Origin of the sequence: Paraburkholderia sp. J63, assembly GCF_905220245.1 — a bacterium.
In the GTDB taxonomy this organism is placed as follows: domain Bacteria; phylum Pseudomonadota; class Gammaproteobacteria; order Burkholderiales; family Burkholderiaceae; genus Paraburkholderia.
In genome coordinates, this window is record NZ_CAJMZF010000009.1 from 183,643 (window position 1) to 195,574 (window position 11,932).

At 63.1% G+C, this 11,932-nt stretch carries 8 protein-coding genes; all 8 read left to right on the forward strand.

Going from position 1 to position 11,932, the window contains the following annotated elements; genetic code table 11:
• Nucleotides 1–67 precede the first annotated feature (67 nt).
• The 8 genes from U5775_RS12840 (at nt 68) to U5775_RS12875 (ending at nt 11,766) form a co-directional block, all read left to right on the forward strand.
• A complete protein-coding gene (locus U5775_RS12840) occupies nt 68–1,897 on the forward strand; it encodes a DUF1302 domain-containing protein (protein ID WP_322058509.1) in 1,830 nt (609 codons plus the stop codon).
• A 44-nt stretch (nt 1,898–1,941) separates the two neighbouring features.
• Entirely contained in the window at nt 1,942–4,302 is a 2,361-nt protein-coding gene (locus tag U5775_RS12845) for an efflux RND transporter permease subunit (RefSeq protein ID WP_322058510.1), read from the forward strand.
• A 17-nt stretch (nt 4,303–4,319) separates the two neighbouring features.
• Nucleotides 4,320–5,285 (forward strand): WD40/YVTN/BNR-like repeat-containing protein, encoded by a 966-nt coding sequence (locus U5775_RS12850; protein ID WP_322058511.1) that lies wholly within the window; start codon nt 4,320–4,322, stop codon nt 5,283–5,285.
• Nucleotides 5,286–5,373: 88 nt separating this feature from the next.
• Nucleotides 5,374–6,852 carry a flavin monoamine oxidase family protein gene (locus tag U5775_RS12855; RefSeq protein WP_322058548.1) on the forward strand — a complete coding sequence of 493 codons (1,479 nt, stop codon included), beginning with the start codon at nt 5,374–5,376 and terminating at the stop codon, nt 6,850–6,852.
• Nucleotides 6,853–7,533 carry a c-type cytochrome gene (locus U5775_RS12860; protein ID WP_322058512.1) on the forward strand — a complete coding sequence of 227 codons (681 nt, stop codon included), beginning with the start codon at nt 6,853–6,855 and terminating at the stop codon, nt 7,531–7,533.
• Nucleotides 7,534–7,754: 221 nt separating this feature from the next.
• Nucleotides 7,755–8,888, forward strand: a complete 1,134-nt coding sequence (locus tag U5775_RS12865) for a saccharopine dehydrogenase family protein (RefSeq protein WP_322058513.1) — start codon at nt 7,755–7,757, stop codon at nt 8,886–8,888.
• Between the two features lie 58 nt (nt 8,889–8,946).
• Nucleotides 8,947–10,500 carry a class I adenylate-forming enzyme family protein gene (locus U5775_RS12870; protein WP_322058514.1) on the forward strand — a complete coding sequence of 518 codons (1,554 nt, stop codon included), beginning with the start codon at nt 8,947–8,949 and terminating at the stop codon, nt 10,498–10,500.
• A gap of 24 nt (nt 10,501–10,524) precedes the next feature.
• Complete coding sequence (locus U5775_RS12875; RefSeq protein ID WP_322058515.1) at nt 10,525–11,766, forward strand: thiolase family protein; 1,242 nt, start codon at nt 10,525–10,527, stop codon at nt 11,764–11,766.
• Nucleotides 11,767–11,932: the final 166 nt, after the last annotated feature.

The following is an 11,932-nucleotide window of genomic DNA, read 5'->3' on the forward strand; positions in this document are numbered from 1 at the left end:
CAGGACGAGGGGACCGACGCGCACCGGTGGTGTGCGTCGGCATCGAGGGAGGCGGCAGGGGAGACGCATGAAAACGAAGATCATTGGAAGGTATGTTGCGGTAACGCTCGCCATGTTTGGAACGGCGGCAACGAGTGCGTACGGCTACGAATTCACGACGGGTTTGGGCGACCTCACGGGTTCGTGGGTGACCAACCTCACGGGGGGCGCGGGTATCCGCACCAAAAACCCGAGCTGCTCGCTCACGGGCGACCCGAACGCATTCGGTTGCGGCGCGGCGGCCAATGTCAACCAGTGGGGCGTGGGCGACGACGGCGATCTGAACTACCGCAAGGGCCAGCCCTTCAGCACCTACATCAGCGCGACCAGCGAGCTGCTGCTGAAGATGCCCAGCGAGGGGCTTAAGTTCATGATCCGCGGCACGGGCATGTATGACTTCCTCGCCGGCGACACGAACCGCACGCCGCTGTCGAGCACCGCCGCGGCGCAGGTCGTCTACAACGCGCAGTTGCTCGACCTTTGGGGCGAAAAGGATTTCACGATCAACGGGCAGGGCGCGCATGTGCGAGTGGGCAACCAGGTGATCAACTGGGGCGAGAGCATGTTCGCACAGGGCGGTATCAACGCCACCAACTCGCTCGACGTGCAGAAGCTGCTGATTCCCGGCTCGCAACTGAAACAGGCGCTGCTGCCCGCACCGATGGTCAGCTTCGCCGCGGATCTTTCGCATGGATTCAGCACTGAGGATTACTATCAGTTTCAGTGGAATGGCAACCGCTATCCGCCGGTGGGCTCGTACTGGTCCTTGTCTAACAGCCTCAGCCGCGGCACCGACCCGTATACGGTTAGCACTACGAATCTGAACGTGGCCGGCCCCAGTGCCGGCACCATCGCAGGGGCCAGCAGCGGCAACCAGAACGTGCTCAACGGCATCAATTCCGGCCTCGTCAACGGTGCGTTTGCCGGGCCGCCCTTTAACGATATCGGCCTGCCCGTCAACTGGCAGGCGCCGTCGAAGTACCATCCGCAGTTCGGCATGAAGTTCAACTATTCGCCGCGCTCCTTCGATGCGAACTTCGCGGTCTATTACGAAAATTACACCGACAAGTCACCGGTGCTCTCGTCGCTGGCCAACGGGACGCTGGACTGGTCGTATCTGCAGAACCGTCAGCTCTTTGGTGCCAGCGCGAATTTCGGCATCGGCAACTGGGCCATCGGCACTGAGCTTTCGTATCGGCCGCACGATGCCGTGGCCCTCTCGAGCTGCTATGGCGCGGGTGGCCCGCTCGACCTGAACACCAACGGCGTAAGCGGCGTGAACTGCCAGCAGTGGGCCGACGAGAAGAAGTTCCAGTACGACATCAACGGGCTGCTGGCGCTCACGCGCAGCGAGTATCCGTTCCTCAAGCTGCTCGGCGCGGACGAAGCCACGCTGACCTGGGAGCTCACCTGGATCTACTACCCGGGCCTGAATACGAACGGCATCACGCGCACGGTCAACGGCCAGCAGGTCACGCAGGTGCCCCAGGCGGGCTACCTGCCGTGGCTGAACAACAACTCGGGCCTGGGCTATCCGATCGCCATGGCGCAGGGCACCCCGAGTTCCGTGGGCGCGACGGTCGACTTCAACTGGACCTACGACGGCTCGCTGATTCACGGCTGGCAGGTGACGCCCGGCGTGACCTTCGCCGATGGCCTCTACGGGTACACGCCCACGCTGAGCGCGAACTACCTGCAGGGTGCGAAGTCGCTGAACCTCTACGTGCTGTTTAACCAGAACCCGACCGTGTGGCAGGCGGGCATCAATTACACGCTGTTCTGGGGCGGGCACAACACCGTGGGCAATCCGTACGCAGACCGTAACTTCGTCGGGATGTTTGTCACGCGGAACTTCTGATGGCCTGTTCCGTACGCCATTGAATCACCTGAAGGGATAATGCCGTGTTAAATCGCCTGGTCAAAACGTTGGAACGGTTCTTCTTCGCTCACCGTGCGGCGGTGCTCGTGAGCATCGGCCTGTTCACCGCCGTCATGGCCTTTTTCGCCGTGCAGTTGCGCATGGATGCGGGCTTCGAGAAGCAGATGCCGATCGGCCACGAGTACATCCAGACCTTCCAGAAATACCGCTCCGACCTGCTCGGCGCGAACCGGATCACCGTGGTCGTGCGCGCACGCAAGGGCTCGATCTGGACGAAGGAGGGGCTCACGCGCCTGTACAAGGTGACCCAGGCCGTCACGTACCTGCCGAACGTGGACCGCATTGGCGTGCAGTCGCTGTGGACGCCGAACGCCTATGTGAATGAGATTACCGACGAGGGCTTCCGTGCCGAGCCGATCATCTCCGGCACGATCACGCCCGATCAGCTCACGCCCAACGTTGTCGCGAAGATTCGCCGCTCGACGACGCTCGGCGGCTATATCGGCACGCTTGTTTCGCACAACGAAGACAGTGCCATGATTACAGCCGAGCTCAACGAGCGCGACCGTAACGGCAAGGTACTCGACTACGTGGCGTTCAACCACCTGCTCGAAGCGCAGATCCGCAAGCCGTTCGAGGATGCGGGCTATGAAATCCAGATCATCGGCTTTGCCAAGCAGATTGGTGATATCGCCGATGGCGCGACGGCCGTGCTCGGTTTCTGCGGCATTGCACTGCTGCTCACGGCGCTCGCGGTCTACTGGTACTGCCATTCGGTGCGCTTCACGGTGCTGCTGATTTCGTGCTCGCTCACTTCGCTGGTCTGGCAGTTCGGCACGCTGAAGTTGCTGGGCTTCGGACTGGATCCGCTCGCCGTGCTGGTGCCATTCCTGGTCTTCGCGATTGGCGTCTCACACGGCGTGCAGCAGGTCAACTTTATCGTGCGCGAGATTGCACATGGCAACAGCTCCTTCGATGCGGCGCGCCACAGCTTCAGCGGCCTGCTGATTCCGGGTGTGCTGGCGCTCGTGACGGCATTCGTCTCGTTCATCACGCTGCTGCTGATTCCGATTCCGATGGTGCGGGAGCTGGCCATCACGGCGTCGCTCGGCGTGGCCTACAAGATCGTGACGAATCTCGTGCTGCTGCCCGTCGCGGCTTCGTGTTTCAACTTCACGAAGTCCTATGCCGATAGCGCGCTCAAGCGCAGCGAGCGTCGCTCGGCATGGCTGCGCGGGCTCGCGCGCATCGCCCAGCCGCGTTATGCAGGCGTAACCGTTGCGTTGACGCTGGTGGTGTTCGCACTGGCGGCCTGGCAAAGCCGCGATCGCGTGATCGGCACGCTACAGCCGGGCGCGCCCGAACTGCGCGCGGACGCGCGCTTCAACCGGGACGCCACGTCGATCGCGAGTAGCTACGACATCGGGCTCGACTGGCTCACGGTCGCGATCGAGTCGACGGGAAAGGCGTGTGACAACCCAGCGGTCGGTCTGTACGAGGACGATCTCACGAGCGCGATGCGCACCGAGCCTGGCGTGGTGTCGGCGCAGTCCTACTCAGCGCTGCTGCGCCGCTACAACCAGGGCTACAACGAGGATTACCCGAAGATGAATGTCGTTCCGATCGACGCGGAGAACTACGGCGCGGTATCGGTGGACGTGGGCCGGGTGAAGGGCTTCATGAAGGCGGACTGCAGCATGACGGCGGTACACCTGTTCCTCACCGACCACAAGGCTACGACAATCAGCCGGATTCTGGACGACGTGAAGACGTACCGCGCAACGCATCCGTTTCCTGGCATCACCGTGCGTCTCGCGGCCGGCAATGCGGGCGTACTGGCCGCAACCAACGAAGAAATCGCAGCGAGCGAATTGCCCATGATGCTCTACGTCTACGCCGCGATCCTGATTCTCGTGTTCCTCGCCTACCGCGACTGGCGCGCAATGCTCGCGTGCTGCCTGCCGCTCTCGGTGGCGACCTTCATCGGCTACTGGTTCATGAAGGAACTGCAGATCGGCCTCACGGTGGCCACGCTGCCCGTCATGGTGCTGGCCGTGGGCATCGGTGTGGATTACGCGTTCTACATCTACAACCGGCTGCAGGTGCATCTGGCCGGCGGCCAGAACGTCGTGAAGGCTGTGCAGCATGCAATGCTCGAAGTGGGCGTGGCGACGATATTTACGGCGATCACGCTGGCGATCGGCGTGGCGACATGGAGCTTCTCGGCGCTGAAGTTCCAGGCGGATATGGGAAAGCTGCTGGCGTTCATGTTCCTCGTGAACCTGCTGATGGCGATGACGGCGCTGCCTGCACTCGCTTCCGTGCTCGAGCGCTGGTTCCCGCGACGCAAACCGGCGCGTGCGCCCGGACTCTTCAGTCACTGAACATGGGAGACGCAGTCATGATCAAGATGCTTGTTGCGTGCGCCGCGCTGTGCGCGAGCGCGGCAGTCTGGGCCCTCCCGCCGGGCACCGTGGCGGACTGGGCGGCAAAGCCCGCCCACGCGTGGGCGGACCCGGCTCACATGATGTTGCTGGACGCCACACGTGCGGGCAAGCGCATCGTCGCGGTGGGCGAGCACGGCCTCATCATCCTTTCGGATGACGAAGGAAAGACGTGGCGCCAGGCGCGCGAGGTGCCGGTTTCGGCAACGCTTTCGGCGGTCACATTCACGGATGCGCAGCACGGCTGGGCGGTCGGTCAATGGGGTGTGATTCTCTCGACCACCGACCGTGGCGAGACGTGGCAGAAGCAGCGCATGGATATTTCCGTGGACCAGCCATTGTTCTCGGTGCTCTTCACGAGCGAGAAAGACGGCATTGCGGTGGGTCTGTGGTCGCTGATGCTTGCCACGCACGACGGCGGCAAGACGTGGGCGAAGGTAACGGTGCCCAAGCCGCCGGGCAGCGGCCGTGCGGACCGCAATCTGTATCACATCTTCGCAGACCGCACGGGTGCCCTCTATATCGACTCGGAACAGGGCATGGTGCTCAAGTCCACGGACGGCGGCGCGAACTGGAGCTATCTGGCGACGGGTGGCAAGGGCACGCTGTGGACCGGCGTGGCGCTCCCGGATGGACGGATCGTCGTGGGCGGGCTGCTCGGCAGCCTGTACCAGAGCAGCGACGGCGGGGCGACGTGGACACCACTGAACGCCGGGACGAAGAGCTCGATCACGGATCTCGTTGCAAACGGAAACGGCCTGTTCGGTGTGGGCCTCGATGGCCTCATATTGAAGCAGGGTGCGGGAGCCAAATGGTTCGAAGTCCAGCAGCGCGAAGATCGCGCGACGCTCACCGCCGCATTAATCGACGGCGCCGGCAAACCGGTGTTGTTTTCGCAGGACGGGGTGCTGACGGCCCATTGAGAAGCGCCGGACGCGACCTGGTTAAAACGTTCTCCTTATTAGCAGAAAAGAAAGGGGAGAAGTAATGAAACTGAATTGGGCATCAAAGATGGATCGGAAACGCAAGCCGGATACGCAGACCCGGCGTCAGCTGCTACGTTTTACGGCGATGGGCGCGGCGTCACTGGCGGCCGGCGGCATCTCGCTGGCACAGGCCGCCGTAACGAAACCCATGAATGGCGACATTCTGGACGTCGCGATCATCGGCGCGGGTCTCGCTGGATTAACTGCGGGTCGGGACCTCAAACTGGCCGGATGCGATTCGTTCGTCGTGCTTGAGGCACGCAATCGCGTCGGTGGACGCACCTATAACCATGACCTTGGGCACGGCGTTGTTTCCGAAGCCGGGGGACAGTGGATCGGTCCCGGGCAGACCGCGATCTTCGATCTGGCACGGCAACTCGAGATCGATACGTTTCCGAGCTGGTACACGGGCAAGACCGTCGTGATCGCACAGGGCGCCACAGTGGCCCAGGATTTTCGTGGGGGCACCGGCGGGGACGACACCATCGGCAACCGGCTAGCCGAACTGTCGCGAGGCGTGCCGTCGGGCGCGCCGTGGAAAGCCCCGCATCTGGCGGAACTGGACAAGCTCTCTTACGGCGAGTGGCTCTTGCAGCAGGGCGTGAAATACGAGGACGGCTACTTTCTCGCGCTAGCCGCGAAGCTGACCACGGGCGGTGCGCCGGCGCAACTGGGGCTGCTGCACTATTTATCGATGATCAACAGTGCGAGCTGCAACTACACGCAGCTCGAAGCGTTCAAGGGCGGCGCGCAGGAAACGCGCTTCGTCGGCGGCTCGCAGCGTCTGTGCATCAAGATGGCCGACCAACTCGGCGACAAGATCCGGCTGTCCTCGCCTGTGCGCAAGATCGCAGGCTGGGATCACGACGTCATTGAGGTACACACCGATCAGGGTGTGGTCAGGGCGCGTCGCGTGATCGTCGCGATGAATCCGGCCCTGTGCAATCAGGTGGTGTTCGATCCGCCGCTGCCCGGCGGGCGGGCGCAGCTTCAGCAGAACTGGCCCACGAATGCCCCAATGCGCAAGACGGTCCACGTCTACGACAAGCCGTTCTGGCGCGACGCCGGTTACTGCGGAACGATCTTCCAGGTCGGGGGCCCGGTCTTCATGGCGTACGACAACTCACCCCCCGACGCGTCGCTTGGCGTAATCGCTGCATTCGTCGCGCCGGGGATGTTGCCGGACGATCCCACGATGGCCGAAAAAACGCTATCGGCCACTTTTGCCAGGGCATTCGGCGACCGCGCGCTGCGTCCATCGCAATTCCACGACTACGATTGGGGCCGGGTCGATCCATGGACCCTGCATTGCATCAATCCGATGCCGCCGGGCTTCTGGACGAAGTGGGGCAAGTATCTGCATCCCGAAGTGGGGCGCCTCATCTGGTCGGGGACTGAAACCGCCGACATCTGGGCCGGCGCGATGGACGGCGCCGTGCGCTCGGGCCACCGCGCAGCCTTGCAGGCGCTGGCCGGTTTCACTCGACGTAGCGAGGTGGCGTGAATGAGGCGGGCATGGATCTTGGGTGCAGTTGTCGTGCTGGCAGGCGTCGTGTGCGTGGGTGCGCTCTACGGGCGCGATTATCTCGATGGCATGCATTTCGAAAAGGCGATGAGCGAGATCGACAAGACGGAGCTGGCCAACGGAGGCCCCTGGCCGCAACCGCAGGAGACCTGTGTCTTCTGTCACGGTGCGCACGGCCAGTCCGTCAACGCCTGGTATCCGGCGCTGTCCGGACAGCCGGAGGCTTATCTCGTCGCCCAGTTGCATGCGTTTGCCGGCGGGCAGCGACCCAACCCTTACATGGGTCCGATTGCGAGGGAGCTGACAGACGAGCAGATCCAGTCGCTGGCTGCCTATTTCGCGCGGCAGACGCCGGCCCAAAGCGAAGCGGTGCGCGCCGAGGCGGCACTCGAAAAGCGCGGCATGGCACTCGTGGCGGCTAAAAGCTGTCAGGCCTGCCACGGTGCATCGTTTATGGGCCGGGACCAGGTGCCGCGTTTGTCGGGCCAGGGCGCCGCCTATCTCGCGAAGCAGCTTGCTGCTTTCAAGACGGGTGAGCGTCATGACCCGAGTGGCGCAATGAACGCGATGGTGGCCACCCTGTCGGGCGAAGACATCCAGGCGGTGGCCAGCTACCTCGCGAGCCTGACGCCGGATGGCAGTGCCGCAGGCAAGCAATAGCTTCCATGGCGTAACAGGCAAGAGTAGTGGAGAGACAGGGGAATACCCTATCTTTTTTCAGCGCCTTATATTTGGCAATATGACCTAAGTTTTGTATTGTGTTCTATGAAGTGGTCGCATGTCATCGCTGCATCAACCGACGGCGGTGCTCGTCACTTCACGCGGCATCGCAGGTAGTTTACAGACGCAACATTTGACCAATCACGTTTCAGGAGACAAGCATGGCAAAGCATCCCGTCGTCGTTTATGGCGCAAGCGGTTACACCGGCATGTTGATCATGGACTGGCTCATCGACCAGAACATTCCTTTTACCGCCGTGGCGCGTAATGCGACGCGCACGCAGGAAATGATGGCGCAGCGTGTCGTGCGCCTCGAGTCGGCGAACTACGAAATCATCGAAGCCGGGCACACCGTGGATTCGCTCGTGAATGCCTTCCGCGGTGCAAAGGTCGTGTGCAACACGGTCGGGCCGTTCTTCAACTTCGGTCTCACCGCCGTGGAAGCGGCGCTCAAGGCAGGCTGCCACTACCTCGACACCACGGGCGAGCAGCACTTTATCCGCGAGGTTCGCGAGCAGTTTGGCGAGCAGTTCCGGCAGGCCGGGCTGCTCGTGTCGCCCTCGAATGCCTACATGTACACGTTCGCCGAAATCGCCGCTGAACTGGCGCTCGAAACGCCCGGCACCGACGCGCTGGAGACCGCCACGCTCACGCGCGGCCCGCGCGGCGCCGGCGCTGGCGTGAGCGTAGGGTCTACCGCGACGATCTTCGAAGGCTATCGTCAGGAATCCTGCTATCTGTGGGAAAAGAAGCTGGTGCCGCATGACCGGCACGCCTCGTTCAACATCGCTTCTCCCGATTTCCTTCAGCCCGTGTTCGCGCTGCCGTGGGGCGGAACGTCACTGCCGGTGTACTTCGAGAACGATCCGCGCGTGCGCAGCTGCGTTTCCTGCGTGGGCTTCTACGACAACAACGCGATGCAGATGGTGCATGCGCTCGGGCAGAAGTGGGATGCCGAGTACGCGAACTTGCCGCACGAGCAGCAGGATGCGGTGCTCAAGCAACTCGTCGATTCGACCACGCCGGCCATGCCGCCACGCGAACGCACGTCGCTTCATCGCACGGTCGACTTCGCGATCGGTCGCGGCCAGCTCTCGGCCGTTCGCGCAACCGTGCACGGCATTACGCCATACATCGCGACCGGCGCCATCCAGACGGCAGCAGCCATCAAGCTTCTCGACGGCGAGACCGCGAAGGTGGGCTTTGCCTCGGGATCCAAGGCATTCGGACATCGCTATCTGCTCGGCTTCCTCGAGCAGCGCGGGCTCGCGCGCGCGACCGTCACGCAGCTGTAAGCGCCGCAAGCGCGCAGTTTCGGTACAGATTCAGGACAGACTCAGGGAAACATGGAACATGGCAATCATTGACTTCTTCGACCGCGGTTGGCGCATCAATCCCGAGGGCGTCGCCTACATTCAGAACGAGCGCAGCTATTCGTTCGATGAGGTGCGCACGCTGTCGTGCCGCATCGCCAACGGCCTGCTCGCCGCTGGCTTCGAAAAGGAAGCGAAGGCAGCGGTCTGGGCCGACAACGACGTCACGGCATGGACCTGCACGCTGGGACTGTGGCGTGCAGGCGTGGTGTGGATCCCGGTGAACGGGCGCAGCGCACCGCAGGAGAACCAGTACCTCCTCGACGCGTTCGATTGTGAAGCGCTGTTCTTCCACCAGGCATTCGCACCGGTGATTGAAGCGCTGCGTCCCAGCCTCCCCAAGGTCAGGCTCTGGATCTGTATCGATGCCGATCTGCCGTGGGCACCGTCGCTGGAGAAGTGGAGCGCGGCGCAGCCCGCGACCGAACCGCGCGTCGATTACGACATGGACGACATCGTGACGCTTTCGGGCACGGGCGGGACGACGGGTTTGCCCAAGGGCGTGATGAATACGCATCGCGCGTTTCAGACCTACTTCGCGCAATTCATGATGGCGTTTCCGTATGGCGCGGAGCGTCCGGTGAATCTTGCCGCGGCGCCCATGACCCATACCGCGGGGATGCTGTCGCTGCCGTGCACCGCGCGCGGGGGTACGGTGGTCGTGCTGCCGAAGCTCGACCCAGCGCTGCTTCTCGCGGCGATCGCGAAACATCGGGTCACGGAGTTCTTCCTTCCGCCGACGGTGATCTACCGCCTGCTCGATATCCCCGGCATCGAAAACCAGGATTTCTCGTCGCTCAAGTGCTTTCTGTATGGCGCGGCGCCGATGTCGGTGGAAAAGCTCAAGCGCGCGATCGAGGTGTTCGGCCCGGTCATGGCGGGTGGCTACGGCCAGACGGAAGCTCCGGCATCGATTTCCTATCTCACACCGGCCGAACACTTCGTGGACGGCAAGCTTGCGCCGCAAGAGCGGCTCTCCTCGGTTGGCCGCCCCAATCCGCTCGTGCGCGTCGAGATTCTGAACGATCGCGGCGAGATCCTGCCGCAGGGCGAGACCGGCGAAATCTGCGTGCGCGGAGACCTCGTGATGAAGGGCTACTACAAGGCGCCGGAGAAGACCGCGGAAGCGATCGTCGACGGCTGGCTGCACACGGGCGACGTCGGTCATCTGGATACCGAAGGATATCTGCACATCACCGACCGCAAAAAAGACATGATCATCAGCGGCGGCTTCAATGTCTACCCGAGCGAAGTCGAACAGGTGATCTGGGCGCACCCGGCGGTGCAGGATTGCGCGGTGATCGGCGTGCCCGACGAAACGTGGGGCGAGGCTGTGAAGGCGGTGGTGGAGCTCAACGCGGGGCAGAGCGTCAGCGCCGAAGAACTCGTGGCGCTATGCAAGGAGAAGCTCGGCTCGGTGAAGTCACCGAAGAGCGTGGACTTCATTGCGGCGCTGCCGCGCAGCACCGCCGGCAAGGTGCTGAAGAAGGATCTGCGCGAGCAGTACTGGCAGGGTCAAACCCGCCGGATCTGAGTGAGCCACGGAGAGATAAAACACATGAGCGACATTTACATCGCCGGCATTGCGATGACCGTGTTCGGCCGGCACTTCGAGCGCAGCATCGACGATCTCGCGGGCGAAGCACTACGCGGCGCACTGAAGGATGCGGGCTGCGATGGCGGGGCGATCGGCGCGGCTTTCTATGCGGGTATCACCAATGGGCCGCTGCAGGGCCAGCTATCCATTCCGGGGCAGGTCGTGTTCAGCAAGATCGGGATCGAGGGCATTCCGGTCTACAACGTCGAAAACGCCTGTGCATCTGGCAGCACTGCGGTGCATCTCGCGGCCCAGGCGCTTCGGTCGGGTGCCTGCGATGTGGCGCTCGCGCTCGGCGCAGAGAAGATGAACGTCCCGGACAAGGCGAAATCATTCGCCCTGTTCGAGGCGGGCTGGGACGTGTCGCGTGTCGACGAGAACTTTTCCAATTTGATGAAGCTTGGCGAAGGCATCGAGCCGCCGCCGGGATCGGAGTCCGATCGGCCTTATAGCCGCTTCATGTCGGTCTACGCCGCGCTGTGCCGGTATCACATGAAGACCTACGGCACCACGCAGCGCCAGATTGCCGCCGTGTCGTCGAAGAACCATCTGCATTCGGTACATAACCCGTATTCACAGTTCCGTCAGCCGTTCACGATCGACGAGGTGCTCGTGGCGCCACCGATCACATATCCGATCACGCTGCCCATGTGCGCGCCGGTTTCGGACGGCGCGGCGGCGGCGATCCTGTGCACCGAGGAGGGCTTGGGGCGCATCGGTGCCGACCGTAGCCGCTGCATCCGGATTGCAGCGAGCGTCGTCCGCAGCTTTACGCATCGACGCATCGACGAGCCGGAGAAGAATATCGGCCGCCTTGCGGCGCTACAGGCCTACGAGCAGGCGAGTCTCGGCCCCGAGGACATGGATGTCGCCGAGGTGCACGACGCCTCGGCGATGGGGGAAATCATTCAGGCGGAAAACCTGCAACTGGTCCCGCCCGGCCAGGGCGGTCCCGCTGCCGAAGGTGGCGAGTTCACCATCGGCGGGCGCATTCCGATCAATACATCCGGTGGCCTCGAATCGAAGGGGCATCCGCTGGGTGCGACGGGAATCGGTCAGCTCTACGAACTGGTCTCCCAACTGCGCGGAGAAGCGGGCGCGCGTCAGGTGCCCAGCGCGCGCCACGCGATTCAGGAAAACGGTGGTGGTTTTGAGGGCATCGAAGAAGCGGCGCTTGCCGTGCATATTCTGAGCAAGGTTTGATGGGGGATGTATGAGCGAGACAACGGAAACACAAGCAGGACAAAAGGACGGCTCGCGTTCCGCAGTGAGCCGCCGCACCTTCATCAAGGGTGCGGCGGCGGCAGCCGTGGTGGTGCCGGCGGTGGCGGCTACGCAATGCTCTCGCGTCGAATCGATTGGCCCAGTG